Source organism: Caballeronia arvi (assembly GCF_001544695.2).
In the GTDB taxonomy this organism is placed as follows: domain Bacteria; phylum Pseudomonadota; class Gammaproteobacteria; order Burkholderiales; family Burkholderiaceae; genus Caballeronia; species Caballeronia arvi.
Map to the genome: position 1 here is coordinate 234,866 of NZ_FCOM02000007.1, position 21,175 is coordinate 256,040.

General features: G+C 63.1%; 21 protein-coding genes and 1 rRNA gene. 11 read left to right on the top strand and 11 right to left on the bottom strand.

The window, feature by feature from the left end:
- Nucleotides 1-2 precede the first annotated feature (2 nt).
- From AWB74_RS11520 to AWB74_RS11555, 8 genes are all read left to right on the top strand, one after another.
- A complete protein-coding gene (locus tag AWB74_RS11520) occupies nucleotides 3-1,502 on the top strand; it encodes an NADH-quinone oxidoreductase subunit M (protein ID WP_061127320.1) in 1,500 nt (499 codons plus the stop codon).
- A gap of 25 nt (nucleotides 1,503-1,527) precedes the next feature.
- Entirely contained in the window at nucleotides 1,528-3,000 is a 1,473-nt protein-coding gene (gene nuoN / locus AWB74_RS11525) for an NADH-quinone oxidoreductase subunit NuoN (protein ID WP_061146881.1), read from the top strand.
- The gene (locus AWB74_RS11530; protein WP_061146882.1) at nucleotides 3,000-3,320 is read left to right on the top strand and encodes a DUF2818 family protein; all 321 of its coding nucleotides are present in this window, start codon (nucleotides 3,000-3,002) and stop codon (nucleotides 3,318-3,320) included. Before nuoN ends, AWB74_RS11530 begins: the two co-directional genes overlap by 1 nt.
- Nucleotides 3,321-3,369: 49 nt before the next feature.
- Nucleotides 3,370-3,957, top strand: coding sequence for an NUDIX domain-containing protein (locus AWB74_RS11535; protein ID WP_061146883.1), 588 nt, complete (start codon nucleotides 3,370-3,372; stop codon nucleotides 3,955-3,957).
- A gap of 192 nt (nucleotides 3,958-4,149) precedes the next feature.
- A complete protein-coding gene (locus tag AWB74_RS11540) occupies nucleotides 4,150-4,617 on the top strand; it encodes a DUF1178 family protein (RefSeq protein ID WP_061146884.1) in 468 nt (155 codons plus the stop codon).
- A 58-nt stretch (nucleotides 4,618-4,675) separates the two neighbouring features.
- The gene (locus AWB74_RS11545; RefSeq protein ID WP_061146885.1) at nucleotides 4,676-5,872 is read left to right on the top strand and encodes an acyl-CoA dehydrogenase family protein; all 1,197 of its coding nucleotides are present in this window, start codon (nucleotides 4,676-4,678) and stop codon (nucleotides 5,870-5,872) included.
- 10 nt (nucleotides 5,873-5,882) lie between these two features.
- On the top strand, nucleotides 5,883-7,007 hold the full coding sequence (locus tag AWB74_RS11550) for an acyl-CoA dehydrogenase family protein (protein ID WP_061146886.1): 1,125 nt from the start codon (nucleotides 5,883-5,885) through the stop codon (nucleotides 7,005-7,007).
- On the top strand, nucleotides 7,004-7,465 hold the full coding sequence (locus tag AWB74_RS11555; RefSeq protein ID WP_061146887.1) for a MaoC family dehydratase: 462 nt from the start codon (nucleotides 7,004-7,006) through the stop codon (nucleotides 7,463-7,465). The genes AWB74_RS11550 and AWB74_RS11555 overlap by 4 nt, the downstream gene beginning before the upstream one ends.
- On the opposite strand, the gene AWB74_RS11560 is transcribed toward AWB74_RS11555, so the two are convergent.
- The 7 genes from AWB74_RS11560 to AWB74_RS11590 all read right to left on the bottom strand — a co-directional run bounded on the left by AWB74_RS11560 (nucleotide 7,454) and on the right by AWB74_RS11590 (nucleotide 14,667).
- Nucleotides 7,454-8,677: an acyl-CoA dehydrogenase family protein gene (locus AWB74_RS11560; RefSeq protein WP_061146888.1), complete on the bottom strand. Its 1,224-nt coding sequence runs from the start codon at nucleotides 8,675-8,677 to the stop codon at nucleotides 7,454-7,456. The two genes, AWB74_RS11555 and AWB74_RS11560, sit on opposite strands and share 12 nt — an antisense overlap.
- Nucleotides 8,674-9,777, bottom strand: coding sequence for a phosphotransferase (locus AWB74_RS11565; RefSeq protein WP_061146889.1), 1,104 nt, complete (start codon nucleotides 9,775-9,777; stop codon nucleotides 8,674-8,676). The genes AWB74_RS11560 and AWB74_RS11565 overlap by 4 nt, the downstream gene beginning before the upstream one ends.
- Nucleotides 9,778-9,798: 21 nt before the next feature.
- Nucleotides 9,799-10,524, bottom strand: coding sequence for a histidine phosphatase family protein (locus tag AWB74_RS11570; RefSeq protein ID WP_061146890.1), 726 nt, complete (start codon nucleotides 10,522-10,524; stop codon nucleotides 9,799-9,801).
- Between the two features lie 16 nt (nucleotides 10,525-10,540).
- Nucleotides 10,541-11,329, bottom strand: coding sequence for an oxepin-CoA hydrolase, alternative type (locus tag AWB74_RS11575; protein WP_061146891.1), 789 nt, complete (start codon nucleotides 11,327-11,329; stop codon nucleotides 10,541-10,543).
- Nucleotides 11,326-12,867: a 3-hydroxyacyl-CoA dehydrogenase gene (locus tag AWB74_RS11580; RefSeq protein WP_061146921.1), complete on the bottom strand. Its 1,542-nt coding sequence runs from the start codon at nucleotides 12,865-12,867 to the stop codon at nucleotides 11,326-11,328. Before AWB74_RS11580 ends, AWB74_RS11575 begins: the two co-directional genes overlap by 4 nt.
- An 84-nt stretch (nucleotides 12,868-12,951) precedes the next feature.
- On the bottom strand, nucleotides 12,952-14,133 hold the full coding sequence (locus AWB74_RS11585) for a pyridoxal phosphate-dependent aminotransferase (RefSeq protein WP_061146892.1): 1,182 nt from the start codon (nucleotides 14,131-14,133) through the stop codon (nucleotides 12,952-12,954).
- A 45-nt stretch (nucleotides 14,134-14,178) separates the two neighbouring features.
- A complete protein-coding gene (locus tag AWB74_RS11590; RefSeq protein WP_061146893.1) occupies nucleotides 14,179-14,667 on the bottom strand; it encodes a putative toxin-antitoxin system toxin component, PIN family in 489 nt (162 codons plus the stop codon).
- A 56-nt stretch (nucleotides 14,668-14,723) separates the two neighbouring features.
- Here AWB74_RS11590 and yaaA point away from each other — a divergent pair, with 56 nt between their 5' ends.
- Together yaaA and AWB74_RS11600 are read left to right on the top strand one after the other, a co-directional pair.
- Nucleotides 14,724-15,503 (top strand): peroxide stress protein YaaA, encoded by a 780-nt coding sequence (yaaA, locus tag AWB74_RS11595; protein ID WP_061146894.1) that lies wholly within the window; start codon nucleotides 14,724-14,726, stop codon nucleotides 15,501-15,503.
- Between the two features lie 29 nt (nucleotides 15,504-15,532).
- Entirely contained in the window at nucleotides 15,533-16,696 is a 1,164-nt protein-coding gene (locus AWB74_RS11600; protein ID WP_061146922.1) for a M14 family metallopeptidase, read from the top strand.
- A gap of 96 nt (nucleotides 16,697-16,792) precedes the next feature.
- On the opposite strand, the gene AWB74_RS11605 is transcribed toward AWB74_RS11600, so the two are convergent.
- The 4 genes from AWB74_RS11605 to AWB74_RS11620 all read right to left on the bottom strand — a co-directional run bounded on the left by AWB74_RS11605 (nucleotide 16,793) and on the right by AWB74_RS11620 (nucleotide 20,512).
- Nucleotides 16,793-17,404, bottom strand: a complete 612-nt coding sequence (locus AWB74_RS11605; protein WP_061146895.1) for a BspC domain-containing protein — start codon at nucleotides 17,402-17,404, stop codon at nucleotides 16,793-16,795.
- Nucleotides 17,405-17,551: 147 nt separating this feature from the next.
- Nucleotides 17,552-18,226, bottom strand: coding sequence for an energy-coupling factor ABC transporter permease (locus AWB74_RS11610; RefSeq protein WP_061146923.1), 675 nt, complete (start codon nucleotides 18,224-18,226; stop codon nucleotides 17,552-17,554).
- Nucleotides 18,227-18,294: 68 nt separating this feature from the next.
- Nucleotides 18,295-19,104 carry a LuxR C-terminal-related transcriptional regulator gene (locus tag AWB74_RS11615; protein ID WP_061146896.1) on the bottom strand — a complete coding sequence of 270 codons (810 nt, stop codon included), beginning with the start codon at nucleotides 19,102-19,104 and terminating at the stop codon, nucleotides 18,295-18,297.
- A 193-nt stretch (nucleotides 19,105-19,297) separates the two neighbouring features.
- Nucleotides 19,298-20,512: a DUF2863 family protein gene (locus AWB74_RS11620; protein ID WP_061146897.1), complete on the bottom strand. Its 1,215-nt coding sequence runs from the start codon at nucleotides 20,510-20,512 to the stop codon at nucleotides 19,298-19,300.
- A gap of 588 nt (nucleotides 20,513-21,100) precedes the next feature.
- On the opposite strand from AWB74_RS11620, the gene AWB74_RS11625 reads away from it, so the two are divergent.
- A 16S ribosomal RNA gene (locus tag AWB74_RS11625) occupies nucleotides 21,101-21,175 on the top strand; the annotation flags it as partial.

Below are 21,175 nucleotides of genomic sequence, written 5' to 3' on the forward strand. Positions count from 1 at the left end.
CTATGCACTCTTTTCCGATTCTCAGTGTCGCGATCTGGCTGCCGATCATTTTCGGTCTGCTGGTACTCGCCGTTGGTAACGACCGCAATCCGGCGCCCGCGCGCTGGATTGCGCTGATCGGCTCGGTGCTCGGGCTGATCGTCACGATTCCGCTCATCACCGGCTTCGATACGTCGACGGCCGCGCTGCAGTTCGTCGAGCAGTCGAACTGGATCGACCGCTTCAACATCACCTATCACCTCGGTGTCGATGGCATCTCGATGTGGTTCGTCGTGCTGACCGCGCTCATCACGGTGGTCGTCGTGATCGCCGGCTGGGAAGTGATCACCGAGCGCGTCTCGCAGTACATGGCCGCGTTCCTGATCCTCTCGGGCATCATGATCGGCGTGTTCTCGACGGCGGACGGCCTGCTGTTCTACGTGTTCTTCGAAGCTACGCTCATTCCGATGTACATCATCATCGGCGTGTGGGGCGGCCCGAATCGCGTGTACGCAGCGTTCAAGTTCTTCCTGTACACGCTGGCCGGCTCGCTGCTGATGCTGGTCGCGTTGCTATACCTCTACACGCAGACGCACACGTTCGACCTCGCGACGTGGCAGGCGGCGAAGCTCGACATGACGCCGCAGGTGCTGCTCTTCATCGCGTTCTTCCTGGCGTTTGCCGTGAAGGTGCCGATGTTCCCGGTGCACACGTGGCTGCCTGACGCGCACGTCGAAGCGCCCACGGGCGGCTCGGTGGTGCTGGCGGCGATCATGCTGAAGCTGGGCGCCTACGGTTTCCTGCGCTTCTCGCTGCCGATCGCGCCGGACGCGAGCCACTTCCTGGCGCCTGTCGTCATTACGCTGTCGCTGATCGCGGTCATCTACATCGGTCTGGTCGCGATGGTGCAGACCGACATGAAGAAGCTCGTCGCGTATTCGTCGATCGCGCACATGGGCTTCGTCACGCTCGGCTTCTTCATGTTCGGCCCGTCGAGCCAGCTCGGCATGGAAGGCGCGATCATCCAGATGATTTCGCACGGCTTCGTCTCGGGCGCGATGTTCCTTTCGATCGGCGTGCTGTACGACCGCGTCCACTCGCGTCAGATTGCGGATTACGGCGGTGTCGTGAACACGATGCCGAAGTTCGCCGCGTTCGTGATGCTCTTCGCGATGGCCAACTGCGGCTTGCCGGGCACCTCGGGTTTCGTTGGCGAATTCATGGTGATTCTGGCGGCGGTGAAGTACAACTTCTGGATCGCGTTCCTCGCTACGTTCACGCTGATTCTAGGCGCGGCGTACACGCTGTGGATGTACAAGCGGGTCTATTTCGGCGCGGTCGCGAACGACCACGTCGCGAAGCTCGCGGACATCAACAAGCGCGAATTCCTGATGCTCGCCATCCTCGCGGTGTTCACGCTGTACATGGGCCTGCATCCGAAGCCTTTCACCGACGTGATGCACGAATCGGTGGCAAACCTGCTCTCCCACGTCGCGCAGTCCAAGCTGCCGCTGGCTCAGTAACGTCGTGAGGAGGAACTAAGAGATCATGCAAAACGCTCCCATGAGTATGTTGTGGCCCGACGCGGTCCTGATGGCCGCGGTCGTCATCGCCTGGCTCAATGACACAATATTCGGCCCGAAGAGCCGGGGCACCACGTATCTGATCGCGCTCGTCTCGACGATCGTCGTCGGTGTGTGGTTCGCCTTCACCGCGCTCAATCCGACGCCGGCTTACTTCTTCACGCGCATGTACATCGTCGATCCGTTCGCGAGCGCGATGAAAGCGGTGGTCTGCCTCGGCTACGCGGTGTCGATCATCTACTCGAAGAAGTATCTGGAAGACCGTGACCTGTTCCGCGGCGATTTCTTCCTGCTCGGCCTGTTCTCGCTGCTCGGCCAGTGCGTGATGATTTCGGGCAACAACTTCCTCACGCTGTATCTCGGCCTCGAATTGATGTCGCTGTCGCTGTACGCGGTCATCGCGCTGCGCAAGGACGTGCCGCAGTCGAACGAATCGGCGATGAAGTACTACGTGCTCGGCGCGCTCGCATCCGGCTTCCTGCTCTACGGCATCTCGATGCTCTACGGCGCGACCGGCTCGCTCGAACTGAACGAAGTGCTGAAAGCGGTGGCTTCGGGCCGCATCAACGACGCAGTCCTGCTCTTCGGCGTGATCTTCGTCGTCGCGGGCGTGGCGTTCAAGATGGGCGCGGTGCCGTTCCACATGTGGGTGCCCGACGTCTATCAGGGCGCACCCACGGCGATGACGCTGCTCACCGGCGGCGGCCCGAAGGTCGCGGCCTTCGCGTGGGGCCTGCGCTTCCTCGTGATGGGCTTGCTGCCGCTGGCCGTCGACTGGCAGGAGATGCTCGTGATTCTCGCGGCGCTGTCGCTCATCGTCGGCAACATCACGGGTATCGTGCAGAAGAACATCAAGCGGATGCTGGCTTATTCGGCCATCTCCAACATGGGCTTCGTGCTGCTCGGGCTTCTGGCGGGCGTCGTGAACGACAAGGTCGACGGCGCAGCGGGCGCGTACAGCTCCGCGATGTTCTACAGCATCATCTATCTCGTCACGACGCTGGGTTCCTTCGGCGTGGTCATGCTGCTCGCCCGCCGCGACTTCGAAGCCGAAATGCTCGAGGACTTCAAGGGCCTGAATCAGCGCAGCCCGGTATTCGCGTTCGTCATGATGGTCATGATGTTCTCGCTCGCCGGCATCCCGCCGACGGTCGGCTTTTACGCGAAGCTCGCCGTGCTCGAAGCGACGATGAACGCCGGCCTCACGTGGCTCGCCGTCCTTGCCGTGATGACCTCGCTCGTGGGCGCGTTCTACTACCTGCGCGTCGTGAAGCTGATGTACTTCGATGCACCGACCGACTCATCGCCGATCGTCGCCGGCAGCCTGAACCGCTCGCTCCTCGCGTTCAACGGTCTTGCCGTGCTCGTGCTCGGTCTGGTGCCGGGTCCGCTGATGTCGGCGTGCCTCACGGCGATTGCGCATACGCTGCCGCTGTAATGTCGGCGGCGGGCTGGTTCATCGTTCTGTTGGCGCTCGTTCTCGCCAACGTGCCGTTCCTGAATCAGCGCCTCTTTGCCATCGTCCCGTTGCCGCTTCCGGCGCCGACGGGACACAGAGTGGCGAAGAAGAGCGCGTGGATTCGCATCGGCGAGCTCATCGCTCTTTACTTCGTGGTCGGCGCGCTCGGCTTCATGCTCGAAGCGCGCGCCGGCAACCGGTTCGACCAGGGATGGCAGTTCTACGCCGTTACCTTCAGTCTCTTCGTGGTGCTCGCCTTTCCGGGCTTCACGTTTCAATATCTCGTCAAACGCCGCTGAAGGCTCGCGCCCTCAGCGGCTTGTTTGCTTCACAGGCACAGGGCTCAAGATGGCAGATCTTTCCTCGATACCCGGCAACGACGACGGTCTCATCGAAAAGCAGGTCGAAAGCGTCACGCTGCACGAGGGCAAATTCCTCACGCTGAAGCGCGATACCGTCGAGTTGCCCGACGGCAAGCACGCCACGCGCGAGTTCGTCGAGCATCCCGGCGCGGTGATGATCCTGCCGGTGTTCGACGATGGCCGCGTGCTGCTCGAACGTCAGTTCCGCTATCCGGTGGGCCGCGTGCTGCTCGAATTTCCGGCAGGCAAGCTCGATCCCAACGAGGACGAGTTGACGTGCGCGAAGCGCGAACTGCAAGAAGAGACGGGTTACACCGCGCGCGAATGGACGTTCCTCACGCGTATTCATCCGGTGATTTCGTATTCGACGGAATTCATCGACATCTACCTCGCGCGCGGCCTGACCGAAGGCGATGCCCGGCTGGACGAGGGCGAATTCCTCGAAACCTTCATCGCCGACGAAGCGCAACTGATGAACTGGGTAAAGGACGGCAGCATCAGCGACGTGAAGACCATCATCGGCGTGTTCTGGCTGGAGAAGATTCGTTCGGGCGCATGGACGCTCGGCGGCTGAGTTGAAGAATGAAAAACGCGGAAGCGGCCTCGATGGCCGCTTTCGTCGTTTTTGCATCGCCGAAAGCGGTGCCGGGGCCGAGCGGCTAGAATGGTTGCTTCGCCGAATCCGGTCCGCTTCGTTCGTGCGGACATGCGAACGATCGTTCCAAAATCTCGAATTTGAGATAAACTTCAACGAAGCCCCATCAGCATGAAGGTCCTCGATTTAAAGTGCTCGCATGACCATCGGTTCGAAGGCTGGTTTGCCTCGACCGAAGAGTTCGAGTCGCAACTGTCGCGCAAGCTGATCGCATGTCCGGTGTGCGCCGCGACCGATGTGAGCCGCATGCCGTCCGCGCCGCGCCTGAATTTGTCGTCGGCGCGGGGCGAAGCGGCGCCGCCGGCGCACCCCGCACCGAACGCGCCGCAGGCTGCGGCCGTGCCCGAAGCGGCCGCGTTGCAGGCGCGCGCGTTGAAGTTCATGCGCGAACTGATCGAGAAGACCGAGAACGTGGGCGAGCGGTTTGCCGAGGAAGCGCGGCGCATACACTACAACGAGGCGCCGGCGCGCAACATTCGCGGCGTCACGACGCCCGAAGACGCGCATGCCTTGCTCGAAGAAGGGATCGACGTGATGCCGTTGCCTGTTCCGGACGCATTGAAAGAGCCGCTGCAGTAACGTTCGCGTGCGGCGTCTCCTCTGGCTCCGGAATGAGCCATGACTGGAGACACCGCGCATGGACCTCAACTATTCTCCCGCCGACGACGCCTTTCGCGTCGACATCCGCACCTGGCTCGACGCCAGTCTGCCGCGCGTGCTGCGCGACAAAGTCCTCCATCACAAGCGTCTCACCCGCGACGACTACGCGAGCTGGCACAAGCTGCTCGCCGCGCGCGGCTGGTCGGCGGTCGCGTGGCCGAAGGAATATGGCGGCCCGGGCTGGACCGTCACGCAGCGCCACATCTGGGACGAGGAATGCGCCCGCGCGGGTGCGCCGATGGTGCTGCCCTTCGGCGTTTCGATGGTCGCGCCGGTCCTGATGAAGTACGGCAGCGAAGAGCAAAAAGCCCGTTATCTCCCGCGCATTCTCGACGGCGCCGACTGGTGGTGCCAGGGCTACTCGGAACCCGGCTCGGGCTCCGACCTCGCATCATTGCGCACGCGCGCCGAGCGGCGCGGCGATCACTACATCGTCAACGGTCAAAAGACCTGGACGACGCTCGGCCAGCACGCCGACATGATGTTCTGCCTCGTGCGCACCGATCCGCAAGCGAAGAAGCAGGAAGGCATCTCGTTCCTGCTGATCGACATGAAGACGCCCGGCATTACGGTGCGCCCGATCATCACGCTCGACGAGGATCACGAAGTCAACGAAGTCTTCTTCGAGGATGTGCCCGTGCCGGTCGAGAATCTCGTCGGCGAGGAGAACCGCGGCTGGACTTATGCGAAGTATCTGCTCGGGCACGAGCGCACGGGCATCGCGCGCGTCGGGCAGTCGAAACGCGAGTTGCTCTTTCTCAAGCGCCTGGCACTCGATCGCGCCAAAGGCGGCAAGCCGCTCCTGCACGATCCGTTGTTTGCCGCGAAAGTCGCCGCGCTCGAAATCGAACTGATGGCGCTCGAAGTGACCGTGCAGCGCGTCATCGCGAGCGAGGCGGGCGGCAAGGGACCGGGCCCGGAAGCATCGATGCTCAAGATCAAGGGTACCGAAGTGCAGCAGGCGCTGACCGAACTGATGGTCGAAGCCGTCGGCCCGCAAGCGGCGGCGTTCGATCCCGCGTTCCTCGATGGCCTATGCGAGCACAGCGCAACCGGCGACGACGATGCCGCGCCGCTCGCCGCGTACTATTTCAATTTCCGCAAGGCATCGATCTACGGCGGCTCGAACGAGATTCAAAAGAACATCATCGCGCAGATGATTCTCGGACTTTGAGGAGCGGCGCATGGACTTCACTCTCAGCGACGAACAGCAGCAGTTTCGCGATGCGCTGCGTCGCTATCTCGACAAGGAATATGCGTTCGACGCGCGTCAGCGCATCGTCGCATCGGAAGCGGGCGTCGATGAAAAGCACTGGCGCGCGTTCGCCGAGCTCGGCCTGCTCGCGCTACCTGTTCCCGAAGCGCAGGGCGGCTTCGACGGCGGGCCGGTCGACATGCTCGTCGTGATGCAGGAGCTCGGCCGTGCGCTCGTCGTCGAGCCATATTGGGCGACGGCCGTGGGCATCGAAGCGTTGCGGCTGGCTGCGGATGCCGGCGAGTTGCTCGAACGCGCGGGGCGCGGCGAGATACGGCTGGCTGTCGCGTTTCACGAGCCGCACGCGCGCTACGACCTTTTCGATCTGCGCACGAGCGCGAACGCGGACGGCAACCGCTTCACGCTCGAAGGAACGAAATCGATGGTGCAGCACGGCGCGCAAGCCGATCACTGGATCGTGCCCGCGCGCATCGATGGCGAAGTGGCGCTGTTCATCGTCGATAAGGAGGCGGCGAATGTGCACATCGCCGAGTACCGCACGATCGACGGACAGCATGCCGCGACGCTCACATTCGATAAGACGCCCGCGACACGTCTGGGCGGCCGCGGAACCGGCGCCGCGATCTTTGAGCGAATCGCCGATTACGCGACCTTTCTGCTATGCGCGGAAGCGCTCGGCGCACTCGATGCGCTCAACCGCGCGACCGTCGACTATGCGAAGGAACGCGAGCAGTTCGGCATGCCGATCGCGCGTTTTCAGGTGCTCCAGCATCGCATGGTCGATATGCTGATCCACGCCGAACAGGCGCGCTCGATCACGTATCTCGCCGCCGCACGCTATCCCGACGACGATGCAGCGACGCGCGCCCGAGCCATTTCCGCTGCCAAGGTGCGCGTCGGACAGGCCGCACGCTTCGTCGGGCAACAGGCCGTGCAATTGCACGGCGGCATGGGCATGACGAACGAACTGCCCGCGGCGCACTGGTTCAAGCGGCTGTCGATCGTCGAGACGACGCTCGGCGATGTCGATCATCATCTCGCGCGCTTCGCTTCATTACCCACATTCGCCATAACGGAAGGGAGAACCGCATGACCTATGCTTTTGAAGATTTCGACATCGGAAGCGCGGTGACGCTGAGCGCGCATACGTTCACGCGCGAGGAGATCATCGAATTCGCGACGCGCTACGATCCGCAGCCATTTCATGTGTCGGACGCGGCGGGCGAGGCGTCGCATTTCGGCGGGCTCGTCGCGAGCGGCTGGAACACGTGTTCCGCGATGATGGGCATCCTCGTGCGCGACATGGTCGGCGATTCGACCTCGATGGGCTCGCCCGGTCTCGACAACATCCGCTGGATCAAGCCCGTGCGCGTCGGCGATACGGTGCGGCTCACCGTGCGCGTGCTCGACAAGCGCGTGTCGAAGAGCAAGCCGGATCGCGGCATCGTGCAGACGCGCTGGGAGGCGCACAACCAGCACGGCGAGCTCGTGCTGACGGTGGATTCCGCCGCACTCTTCGGCTTGCGCAATCCGGCCGCGTCAACTGCCTGACGCGTACTTCCCGAGTTCGAGCTTCGCGATGGCATTGCGATGCACTTCGTCGGGGCCGTCCGCGAGACGCAGCGTGCGCGCCGACGCATACGCATAGGCGAGCGGGAAGTCATCGCAGATGCCGCCTGCGCCGTGCGACTGAATCGCCCAGTCGATGACCTGACACGCGATGTTCGGCGCTACCACCTTGATCATCGCGATCTCGCCGCGCGCGCCCTTGTTGCCGACGGTGTCCATCATGTACGCGGCCTTGAGCGTCAAAAGCCGCGCCTGCTCGATCATGATGCGCGCCTCGGCGATGCGTTCTTGCGTCACGCCATGCTGCGCGATCGGTTTGCCGAATGCGACGCGCTCCATCGTGCGCTTCGTCATCAGTTCGAGCGCGCGTTCCGCGAGGCCGATCAGGCGCATGCAATGGTGAATGCGGCCCGGTCCTAGTCGCCCTTGCGCGATCTCGAAGCCGCGTCCTTCGCCCAGCAGCATGTTCGTCGCGGGCACGCGCACCTTATCGAGCGTGATGTCCATGTGGCCGTGCGGGGCGTCGTCGTAACCGAAGACGTTCAACGGCCGATGCATCGTGATGCCGACTGCATCGGCGGGCACGAGAATCATCGACTGTTGCGCGTGTTTTGGCGCTTGTGTGTCGGTCTTGCCCATCACGATATACACCTTGCAGCGCGGATCGCCCGCGCCGGACGACCACCATTTGTGGCCGTCGATCACATAGTTGTCGCCGTCGCGCGCGATGCTGCAACGGATGTTGGTCGCATCCGACGAAGCGACTTCCGGCTCGGTCATCAGAAACGCCGAGCGGATCTCGCCGCGCAACAGGGGTTCGAGCCATTGCGCCTTCTGCGCATCGGTGCCGTAGCGTTCGATGGTCTCCATGTTGCCGGTATCGGGCGCGCTGCAATTGAAGACTTCCGGCGCCCACGGCACGCGGCCCATGATTTCGCACAGCGGCGCGTACTCCAGATTGGTCAGGCCCGCGCCGCGCTCCGATGACGGCAGGAAGAGGTTCCATAACCCTTCGGTGCGCGCTTTTTCTTTCAGGCTTTCGATGAGGCGCGTCGGAACCCACGCGTTGCCCGATGCCCGGTTCGCCGCGATCTCTTCGGCATAGGCGCGCTCGTTCGGATAGATGTGCGCATCGAAGAAGGCGAGCAGCTTGTCGCGCAATGCCTGCACTTTGGGCGTGTAGTCGAAGTTCATGCCTTCCTCTCTACCTTCTGCGCGTATTGCCACGCGAGCTCGGCCATCGGACGCGCGCGCCTGCCCGCATCGATGGCTTGCGCGCTCGCAGCGGTGCCGTCGACGACGCGCTTCATGATGCCTTGCAGAATCGCAGCGATGCGGAACATGTTGTAGGCGAGATAGAAGTTCCAGTCGCCTTCGATCGTGAAGCCCGTGCGCGCGCAATAGCGCCTCACGTACTCGTCTTCGTCGGGAATGCCGAGCGCGGCCCAGTCGAGTCCGGCGATGCCGCGAAACTGCGACGGATCGACATGCCACGCCATGCAGTGATATGCGAAATCGGCGAGCGGATCGCCGAGCGTCGAGAGTTCCCAGTCGAGCACGGCGAGCACGCGCGGCTCACCCGGATGAAAGATCAGGTTGTCGAGCCGATAGTCGCCATGCACGATGCTGACCTTCGCATCGCGTGAAGCGGGAATGTGCTGCGGCAGCCACTCGATCAGTCGATGCATCGCGTCGATGCGCTCGGTCTCCGAGGCGACATACTGCTTGCTCCAGCGCCCGATCTGACGCTCGAAGTAATTGCCCGGCTTGCCGTAGGTCGAAAGGCCCACGGCTTCGACATCGACGGTATGAAGCGCTGCGATCACGCGATTCGTTTCGTCGTAGATCGCGGCGCGCTCGTCGGGCGTCATGCCGGGAAGCGACTGGTCCCACAGCACGCGGCCCTGCACGAACTCCATCACGTAGAACGCGCGGCCGATCACGCGTTCGTCCTCGCACAGCGCGAGCATGCGTGCGACGGGCACGTCGGTGGCGGCGAGCGCGTCCATCACACGATACTCGCGCTCGATGGCATGCGCGGACGGCAAGAGCTTTGCCGCGGGGCCGGGCTTTGCGCGCATCACGTAGCTGCGCCCGGGCGTGACGAGCTTGAACGTCGGATTCGACTGGCCGCCCGCGAATTGCTCGATGCTCAACGGGCCGTCGAAGCCATCGACATGCGCGGCGAGCCACGACGTCAACGCGCCGGTATCGAAGCGCTGTTTATCCTGCACGGGGCGCGTTCCTTCAAACGCGGAGAAATCGGACTGCTTGTGCGTCTCGTTGTCTTGCATCGTCTCCTCCAGGCTACTTCTTCACGTCATGTCGCCGGCCTTGTAGCGTACGAACTGGGCGTAGAGCAGTTCCATCGTCGTGTTGCGCACGCCGGCGTGCAGCGGCGAGGGTGGCGAATGATTGATCGCATGGATGACCCAATCGGCCGGTTTGTCGCCGACGTCGAGCGCGTTGATGCAGCCCGTCGCCTGCGACAGATGCCCGAAGAAGGCGCGTCCACCCGCTGTGATCGCATGCGAGAGCAGAGCGCGGTTGACGCCGCCGTGGAGCACGAGCAGCACCGTGTCCCACGAACGGTCTTCACGCAGGCGCGCGACGGCGGGCAGCGCGCGATCGAGCAATTCGCCGATGGTCTCGCCGCCGAGAAACTGCGTGTCTTCCGCCACGACGCCATCGAACACGGAGAGAAACGCGCGCTCGATATCGGCCGTCGTGAGGTCTTTGAGTTTTCCGCCGCGAATCTCCTGCCACTCGGGCCACGTTTCGATGTCGACGCGCTGTCCCGTCGCTTCGAGCACGCGCCGCGCGGTCTCGACCGTGCGCGGCAGCCCGCTCACGATCACGCGATCGAAGCGCACGTTCTGCGCGGCGAACTCGCGTCCCGCCGCGCTCGCTTCCTCGCGACCTTGCTCGTTGAGCGGCACGCTTTCGGGATCGATCGCGCGGCCGCTGTTGTCGAAATAGGTGACGTCGCCATGACGCATCAGAAAGATGCGCCGCCGCTTTGGCAATTCGTAATGAGCCATGTGCGCTTGACGATAATTAGCGATAGTTCGGCTGGCGCTTTTCGAGGAACGCCGTGATGCCTTCGAGCGCGTCGCCGTGATGGAGCGCATCGACGAAGCTGTCGCGTTCCATGTCGAGATGCGCGGCGAGCGGCTGCACGTCGGCGGCGTTGATGAGCGACTTGATGCGCGCCATCGCTTTCGGCGAGACGCTGCCGAGATCGTCGGCCCACGCGATGGCCGCATCGAGCGCGATGCCTTTTTTCGTCAGCCGGTTCACGACGCCGACTTCATGCAGACGCGATGCGCCGATCGGCTTCGCTTCGAGCAGCACTTCGCTCGCGAGCATCCGCGGCAGCGCGCGCGACAGAAGCCACGATGCGCCGCCATCCGGCGTAAGGCCGACGCGCGCATACGACATGACGAACCTGGCGTCGTCGGCGGCGACGATCAGATCGCATGCGAGCGCGAGCGAAAAACCCGCGCCTGCCGCCGCGCCTTCGACGGCCGCGATCACCGGCTTCGTCGATGCGCGCAGCGCGCTGATCCACTCGCCGAGCAGATCGATGCTGTCACCTTGCACCGACGGATCTTTCGCGCGGTTTTCCAGCAGGCGGTTCAGGTTGCCGCCTGCGCAGAAGAAGTTGTCGGCGCCGGTCAGCACGATCACGCGCACGCTGTTGTCGCGCTCGGCGGTGTTGAGCGCTTCGATGCCCGCCGCGTACATGTCCGGATGCAGCGCGTTGCGCGCGCCGGGATTGGAAAGCTTCAAAACGAGCGTGGTGTCGCTGCCCGCAGGACGGTCTGTCAATAATTCGGCGCTCATCTGAGCTCCTCGATGTGGGAAAGCGAAAGTCCGAGCTGCGCGCGCCGCGTGAGCCACGGCGTCGGCCGGTAGCGCGGATCGCCGAGCACGGCGAACATGTTGCGCAGGATCGTGAGGATCGTCGCGGCGCCCAGCGTATCGCCGAGCGCGAGCGGGCCGTGCGGATAGCCGAGGCCGAGCATCACGGCGAGATCGATGTCTTCGGGTGTCGCGATGCCTTGCTGCGCGATGTCGCAGCCGATGTTCACGATCGTCGCCACGACGCGTTGCGCGACGAAGCCCGCCGAATCGCGTATTACGCTGACGGGCACGCCGTCGAAGGCGAAGAGGGCGTGCGCGCAATCGCGCATGGCGGGCGTGGTCGCGGGCGTCGTCATGATCGTGCGGCGCGCGACGGTGTCGAGCGGGAAGAGCGTGTCGACGGCGACGACGCGCGTCGCGTCGAGATGCTCGTTGACGGCGGCGGTCGTCGCATCGAAGCCGAGCGGCGTTACGAGGATCAGCGAATCCGGCCCGGGCGTGGGGCCGCCGTCGATGTGCACCGTGCAGTCGCATCGGGCGATCAGCTTCAGCACGTCCTCGCGTCCGGCGTGCGAGGCGCGGCTGATCCAGACGCGCGTCGGCAGTCGCGTGGGCGCGGCGGGCTCCGGCGGCACGTCCTGCTTGCCGTCGACATAACGATAAAATCCTTCCCCCGCCTTGCGTCCGATGAGCCCGCCCGCGAGCCGCGTGCCCGTAATTGGCGACGGCCTGAAACGCGGCTCTTCATAAAACTGGTGATAGATCGATTCCATCACCGGATGGGAGACGTCGAGCGCCGTGAGATCGAGCAATTCGAACGGCCCGAGCCGGAAGCCGGCCTGCTCGCGCATGATGCGGTCGATGTCCGCGAAGTTCGCGACGCCTTCGCTCGCCACGCGCAGACCTTCGGTGTTCATGCCACGCCCGGCGTGATTGACGATGAAGCCCGGCATGTCCTTCGCGCGCACCGGCGTGTGGCCCATGCGCCGCGCGAGGTCCATCAGGGCATCGCCCGCGCGCGGGTCGCCGCGCAGGCCGTCGATCACTTCGACGACGCGCATCAGCGGCACGGGGTTGAAGAAGTGAAAGCCCGCGACGCGTTCGGGATGCGCGCAGCCGGCGGCGATCGCGGTGATCGACAGCGACGACGTATTCGACGCGAGGATGCACCGCTCGCCGACCACCGCTTCGAGTTCGCGGAACAGTTCGCGCTTGATGTCGAGATTCTCGACGATCGCCTCGACGATGGCGTCGCAATCGGACAGTTCGCTTTTGTCGCCCGCATCGCGGATACGGGCGAGCGCCGCATGCGCGTCGGCTTCCTTGAGCTTGCCCTTCGCGGTGAGTTTCGCGAGCGTGTCGGAGAGATACGCGCGCGCGGCGGCGAGCGCGTTCGGATTCGTATCGTAGAGGCGCACGTTCAGCCCGCCGAGCGCCGCGATCTGCGCGATGCCGCGCCCCATCGCGCCGCTGCCGACGATACCGAGCGTCTCGATCCTGTATTCGTGCTGACTCATGATGCGGCTCTGCTCCTCAAAAGGATGGAACGCATGGTGTGCGCGCATTGCGTCGGCGAACGGCCCGGCGAGGTGCGCCGTCGCTCAGAGTTTGGCGAGACGTTCGAGCGCGAGCGCGAGCGTCTCTTCCTTCTTCGCGAAGCAAAAGCGCACGACGCCCGATTCATGGCTCTCGTGATAGAACGCGGACACCGGAATCGCGGCCACGCCGATCTCGCTCGTGAGCCATTGCGAGAAATCGGCTTCGGGCATGTCGCTGATCTTCGAGTAATCGACGCACTGGAAATACGTGCCGTCGCACGGCAAAAGCGAAAAGCGCGTGTTCGCGAGACCCGCGCGGAAGAAGTCGCGCTTTTTCTGATAGAACGCGGGCAACTCCAGATACGGTTTCGGGTCTTCGAGATAGTGCGCGAGGCCGATCTGCATCGGCGTGTTCACCGTGAACACATTGAACTGATGCACCTTGCGGAATTCGGCGCTGAGCGCGGCGGGCGCGGCCACGTAGCCCACTTTCCAGCCGGTCACGTGGAAGGTCTTGCCGAAGCTCGACACGACGAAGCTGCGCTTCGCCAGTTCCGGATAGCGCGACACGCTTTCATGCGGTGCGCCGTCGTAGACCATGTGCTCGTAAACTTCGTCGGAGACGATCAGCACGTTGGTGCCGCGCACGATCTCTTCGAGCTTTTTCATGTCGTCCGCGCGCCACACGCGGCCGGTCGGATTGTGCGGCGTGTTGATCATCAGAAGGCGCGTCTTCGGCGTGATCGCGGCGGCGATCTTGTCGAAGGGCAACGCGTAGTCCGGCGCTTCGAGCGACACGAACACCGGCTTGCCGCCCGCGAGCTCGATCGACGGCACGTAGCTGTCGTACATCGGCTCGATCACGATGACTTCATCGCCCGGATGCACGCAGCACAGAATGGCTGTCAGCAGCGCCTGGGTCGCGCCGGCGGTCACGGTGATTTCGGTGTCGGGGTCATACGTGCGGCCATAGAGCGCATCGATCTTGCGCGCGATCGCCTGGCGCAGGGGCGCCGCGCCCGCCATCGGCGGATACTGGTTGTGACCGTCGCGCATCGCGCTCGCGACGGCATCGACGATGCGCGCATCGCAATCGAAATCGGGGAAACCCTGACCGAGATTCACCGCGCCTTTTTGCGTAGCGAGCGCGCTCATCACGGTGAAGATGGTCGTGCCCACATCAGGCAGACGCGACGGGAAAGAAAGCTCGGGCGGTGTCGGCGGCAATTCGTGCGAGGCGTTCATGGTCATTTGAGCAGAAAGGTGGCGCGCAGCTATTTTAAGACAGCATCAGTCGATGACCGTGGCCGGCGCGATATGTGCGTCGAGTTCGACGACGAACGGCTTCGGCTCGGCGATGCGAAACGCGAAGTCGCGCGCGACGCGCCGCGCGAGTTTCAGCACCGCGCGGTCCTTCGACACGAGCCAGTCGGCGCCCGCCGCGTGCGCGAGTTCCAGAAACTTCTGATCGTCGCGGTCTTTGCATTTGGGCAACGGGCGTTCGCCTTCATCGGGCGTTGCGGCGACGAGTGTCGACAGGCGCGCGACCGTCGCAAGCGCCGCGGTTTTGTCGACCTCCATGCGCACGAATTGCGGATAGTCGAGCACGCGCGTGAGTTCCCTGAGGCAGCGCTCGTCGATCAGCGCTTCGAGCGTGCGTGCTTCAAGAGCCGCGAGAATCGGGCGCGTGGCGGGGTCGTCGAACACGAGGATGTCGATCCAGACATTCGAATCGAGCACCACGCGCATCGGTAGCGGCGGCGCGGCGGAATTGTCCATTCGATACAATCAGGAGTTTATGCCAATGATCGCCGGCGGCGTGCCGGCGAGCCTCCATGATAATCGTTCTCTCGCCCGCCAAATCGCTCGACTACGAGACGCCTCCCCATATCAGGAAGCACACGCTGCCGCAATTCGTCGATGACGCCGCCGAACTGATCGGCGGCCTGCGCGCGCTTTCGCCGCAGCAGATCGGCGGCATGATGGGCATCTCCGATCAACTCGCGGCGCTGAATTTTCAGCGTTACGCCGACTGGTCGACGACCTTCGACGCGCACAACTCGAAGCAGGCGGTGCTCGCATTCAATGGCGATGTGTATGAAGGCTTCGCCGCGAAAACGCTTTCGGCGAGCGATCTCGATTTCGCGCAGAACCACGTGCGCGTGCTGTCGGGGCTGTATGGACTCTTGCGGCCGCTCGATCTGTTGCAGCCGTACCGGCTCGAAATGGGCACGCGGTTTCCGAACGCGCGCGGCAAGGATCTGTACGCGTTCTGGGGCGAGCGCATCACGGCGGCGCTCAACGAGCAATTCAAGAAGCAGCGCGGCGCGCGCGTGCTGGTGAATTGCGCGTCGGAGGAATATTTCAAGTCGGTCAAGCCGAGGCTGCTCACGGCGCCCGTCATCTCGCCCGTGTTCGAAGACTGGAAGGGCGGGCGCTACAAGATCATCAGCTTTCACGCGAAGCGCGCGCGCGGCCTGATGGCGCGGTACGCGGTCGAGAACCGCATCGACGAGCCGCAAGCGCTCAAGGGCTTCGATAGTGAAGGCTACAAGTTCGATGCGAAGGCGTCGAACGACACGACATACGTATTTCGACGCCGCGTCGCGGAATGAAACCCGCGCGGCAAGCACAAGGAACGCACATGAGCATCATCTCCATCTCCAGCAACTTCGACGCGGGCGCGATCGAAGTCCTCAACGCCGACGATCCCGCCAACATCCGCCTGCGCGTTCGTCCCGACTCGCACGCCGATTTCGCGCAATGGTTCTACTTCCGCGTGTCCGGCGCGCGCGGCGAGCGCCTCGTGATGACCTTCGAGAACGCGGCGCAGTGCGCGTTTCCCGAAGGCTGGCGAGATTACGACGCAGTCGCGAGCTACGACCGCGTCAACTGGTTCCGTGTGTCGACCGAGTACGACGGCCAGGTGATGAAGATCGATCACACGCCGGACTTCGACAGCATTTACTACGCGTATTTCGAGCCGTATAGCGAGGAGCGTCATTCGGAATTTCTCGGCGCGGTTCAGCAGATGCCGCTCGCGACGCTGACCGATCTCAGCAGCACGGTGCAGGGCCGCCCGATGTCGGTGCTCTCGCTTGGCATTCCGGATTTCGGCGACGCCGAGCCGAAGAAGAAAATCTGGATCATCGCGCGACAGCATCCGGGCGAGACGATGGCCGAATGGTTCGTCGAAGGCCTCGTGAAACGGCTCGCGGGCTTCGGCGACTGGTCGGGCGATCCGGTTGCACGCTCGCTCTTCGAGCGCGCCATTTTCCATATCGTGCCGAACATGAATCCGGACGGCAGCGTGCTCGGCAACCTGCGCACCAACGCGGCGGGCGCGAATCTGAATCGCGAATGGATGGAGCCGAGCGCCGAGCGTAGCCCGGAGGTTCTCGCGGTGCGCGAGGCGATCGAGGAGACGGGCTGCGACATGTTCTTCGATATCCACGGCGACGAAGCCATTCCCTATGTGTTCGTCGCGGGTTCGGAGATGCTGCCGGGCTTCACCGAGCGGCAAGCGAAAGAGCAGAAGGCGTTCGTCGACTTCTTCAGGCAGGCGAGCCCGGATTTTCAGACCGTGTACGGCTACGAGTCGAGCAAGTATCAGACGGATGCGCTCAAGCTCGCGTCGAAGTACATCGGCAACGAGTACAAATGCCTGTCGCTCACGCTGGAAATGCCATTCAAGGACAACGCAAATCTGCCGGATGAGAGTGTCGGCTGGAACGGCGCGCGCAGCGCCGCGCTCGGCGCGTCGATGCTTCAGGCGATCCTGTGGCATCTGCAGTCGTCCGGCGCCTGAGAGCCGGCGACTCGACTCGCTGCGGATGTGAAAAGGGCGTGGCCACTTCATGTGGCCACGCCCTTTTTCGCGTGTCTTGCGCAGGAAAGAAGCGGGTTAGTGCTTCTTGGTGGTCTTCTTTGTCGACTTGGACGCGCTTCCGGTCTTGGCCGATGACTTCGATGTGCTCTTGGCCGTGCTCGTCTTGCCCGATGACGCCTTGGTCTTGGCGCCATGCTTGCCCTTCGTGCTGCGCGCCGAACTAGGCTCGGCGCGTGCGCGCAACGGCGGCACGGGATCGTTCCAGCCGAAGGCGAGCATCTGACTGCCCACATAGCCGCAACGGAACTTGAGTGGAGTGGGATCGCGCTCGGCGCTTTTCGGCATGCCCTGACCTTCGACGGTCACGACGTTGTCCACCTTGATTCGCTGCTTCTTCTCGTCGAACGAATCATTCCACGGTTCGATGGTGGAATGCGAGGCATCGAACGAGGTAGGCGGGAATTCGACGTGATCGAAGGCCGAAGATGTGCTGGCGATGAAGTTGCCATGCGCGGCGCAATCAGCGATGAGCGGATTGGCCTTGAAGTCGGTGACGAAGTGGTGAATCAGTTCATTGCGCTCGTCGAGCGAATCGGCAAAAGCGGATGACGCGCATACCAACGACGCGCATACCGCCAACCGGCCGACGAGCCGCAGGAGCCGGCGCGGTGCGTAGTTACTTTCCATCAAGTCTGGCGCTAAGAAGACACGGGCAAGTAAGATGCGCCGTGTAGGGGAGGAGTTCAATCTTATCGCACTTTGCGCGCATACCGATTGCCGGAAATCCGAGATCCGGTGATGCCGATGACAACGGGCTGATTCGTTTCGCGAAACCTAGACGCGCGGTCCGCGATCGAGGCGATACCGGCGCACATCGTACGTGGTGATCCACGCGGGCTTGTACACCGTGATCAGAATGGTAAGCAAACCGGTGAAGAGCGCTTCGCCTGCGCCCAGCAGGAGCGAGCCGCGGGTGAAGGCCGCGGGAATGACGACGGGTCCGCCGTTGAGCGCCATCTCGAGCAGCACGGTCGCGCCGCACGCCGCCGCGACCGCAGCCGCTGAGGTGATGAATCCGTGCCCCGCGATGAACGTGAAGAGATTGCGTGGCAACACGACGTTGCTCAGGCGTTGCAGCAGAGTAGAGACCGCGACGGGCAACGCGCCAAAAAGGATGTAGGTAGTCGCAACCGAAAGCCACGAAGCATCGAGCACGACCGCGGCAAGGCCCGTGGTCGCAGCCGTGCCGATGAGCGCGAGCCGCCAGTCGAACAGCGTGACCATCAGCGTCGCGCCCAGAAGATGAATGACGGGTCCGTCGTCGAACCATGCATTGCACGCCCACAGCACCGAAACCGCGACTATGATGCCGAGCCACACGTTCTGCAACGTGGCATCCTGCACGCGCGCGAAGGGGCGCTGAAGCAGTGCGAGCGCAAGCAATCCCGCGGCGGCGATCCAGCTGCCGACGGTAAGCCAAAGCGGTAGCGGTGTGTAGAAGAACCCCATGTCTTGCATATTACTCGTTGCGCGTGAAACGTGTGCGCAAAGGACGGACCCATTCGCCTCGTTTGTTGCTAGAACGTCGATTCCGGCTCGGCGGCCATCGGGAGCGCTGCCGCGTCGCTGTCGAGAAGCGACGGATAGCGCGTCTTCGGTCTGCGCAGCGGAATGATGCCTGCTTGGCCCGATATCACGCGCGCCGATCTTTCGCTTCGACTGCGCAGAATTTCGAGATGAGAGTTCTGCACGCCGTTGTAAATCGCGACCGCGGCTGCGCGATTCGCAGCGCCGAGTTGCTGGAAGATACTTGCAAGGTGAATTTTCACCGTACCTTCGCTGATGCCCAGCGTCTTAGCGATCATCTTGTTCGTGCTTCCCATGTGCACGCAACGCATGATCTGCTGCTGCCGGGGCGACAACGCCGGATGGAGGCGGGTTTTGCGCGGAAGCTTCGCGACGGACAGGGCGCGCCGAGCGGCGAGCTCGTGCGTCAACACCGGATCGACGACGTCTGGCGGAATATAGTGCCCACCGACGAGCACCATCTCCAGCGCGCGAAGAATCAGGAACGGGTCGAGTGACCGGGGAATGATGCCCATCGCGCCTGCGCTCATCAGCGCATAGACGAGTGCGGCGCCGCAGCGGTCGACCATGATGGACGCGGGAACACGCGGCGCTGCGTCGAGCAGGCTCTGAAGGTCGCACATGCGCAGGCTGGGCGACCAGTCGACCACGATCATGTCAGGGGTGGAGCGTTTCAAGGCGGATCGGGCTTGTCTCCAGTCCTTCGCCTCGGTGAATTGCGCCTGGCGCGCAATACGGCGCAGCAATGTTTTCAGGCCCGCGCGGCGCTCCGCGTCGGAGCCAATGATGTTGATTATCATGCTTTACCTCGTGTCAATACACCCGTCGCCCACGGCTTCGGGACTTCGTGCCGTCGAATGTGCCGGCGGCAGTGGCTATATTGACAAATTTCGGGCGATTTGGCCCCCTATCCGAACGGCATAGGCATAAATACACAAAACCCCGCGCGAGGGCGGGGTTCGTTTCGGTCCACGGCGGCGCTTTCGCCGGTCTTCAGTGGAAATGAGGCTGCGCTGGCTCCGCGTCTTCGGGCATCTCGGCGTGGACGATCTCGCCAAGCGGGTCGGCGTAGAGCGGCACGCCGCAGTCGTCACAGAACTCCGGCTCGAAGCGCCCGGCGTGACGGCGCACATCGGTCACGCCTGCCTTCTTCAGCAATTCGACGATCTCCTCCACCGGGCCGTCGGCACCTTCGAGATCGACGGCGTCCTCCTCTATCCCCAGCTCTCCGTTTTCGCGTCCGTAGAGTGGCCACACGACTCCGTAGATCACGTCGTTGCTGCCACGTCGCGTGAAAGCGATCCGATATTCGTCGATGCGCCGTTCGCCGAACCCCGCGATGACTGCGCGCAGATCCTGCGGCGCAGTGCCGAGCGTGTCGAACAGATATCGCACGGCGGTGCGTACGGTGTGCGGACGGACCTGCTCGTCGGCGTCGCGGCAGGCCGAATAGTAGGCGTCGGGAAGCAGGCACTCGAATTCGCAGCCTGGCAGGATGGCGGCGAAGCTCGGCCCTCCTTGCGCGATCCACTGTTCCAGACATTGACCTCGTTCGACGCGGCTTCCGTTCTCGTCTTCTTGCCAGCGGAACAACGCCGCGCCGGCCGGCACGACGGCCAGGGCCAGCAGGAATCGCGGGTCGGCGAGAATCGGCGAAGTTTCCGGAAGGTCGGACAGGTTCAGACGTGCGGCGCTGCCGCTCAAGACGGTTTGCAGCAACTGCTGGGCGAGGCGCGCCGTATCCACGTGGTGCCGCGGCAACTGGTCGATGCTGTAGAGATAAGGCGCGACGGTCACGCGCGCGCCCGCGGCCAGGACGTGCGCCTGCATCTGGGTGCGCAGCGCATCGGCGGCGTCGCCCTTGAGCGTGCCCGACGGAATCGCATAGCGCGTCCAGGCGAGCACCGGCGCCGCGATGAGCAACGCTTCGTGAGGCGCACCGTCGATGTCGATCCTGAACGACTCGCTGTGCGTCTCGGCCATGTCGGCGAGCGCGCCGTAGGCGTCGGGATGATTTTGCTGCAGATGGTCGAGCGCGGCATCGAGCGTCGTCTGATTGCCGTTACGTACCAACTTGGCGATAAGTGTGTCGAGGCGGGCTTCCCAGAAGCGGTCCTCGACACGGCTGCCGGACGCGAAGAGCGCGAGAGAGAGGCTGACGAGCTTGTCTGCATCCGGGGGAATACGTTTGGCGATTCGCGAGCGCATATCGATTCGAGAGTAAGTTGGTGCGGTGAACCTTTAATTGTAGTCGCTCCGAACATGCTTTTATCGTGTGGCGCCGCAGCGTGCCGTCCCGTCCGGCAAGATGCCGTTCGCAAATTATTTTTCCGCGTCTCTTGCGGAGCGGGTAATCACTTACTAGAATTCCGTTCCTTCGCGCTTCGATGAGCGCGAAGGAAGCGGGAGAGAGGAATCGGTTGGTGTGTCTGGAGTCGGTTGTAGGAGGTTTCAGGCGCGATCGGCAAGCAAAGCAGTAGCGAAATACTTGTTGACAGTAACCGAAGCGTTCTTCATAATCTCGTTTCTCTGCTGCAGACAACGCAGCGACGCAAGACGGTAGTGAAGTTTGACGGTCTTGCGATGTGCTCTTTAAAAACTAACAGCCGATAAGTGTGGGCGCTTGATGGCGAGTGCGGTTCTGGTGCTTTTGGGCGCTGGAGCAATAGCAAAAGTAATCAAGAGTCTCACACGAAGTATCAGAGGAAGGTTTTTTCATCTTTGGATGGAAAAAATCATCGTCAGTACGTTGAGTGAGCGACCGGTTCTACGGAACCGAAAACAGTAACAGGGTTTGAACTGAAGAGTTTGATCCTGGCTCAGATTGAACGCTGGCGGCATGCCTTACACATGCAAGTCGAACGGCAGCAC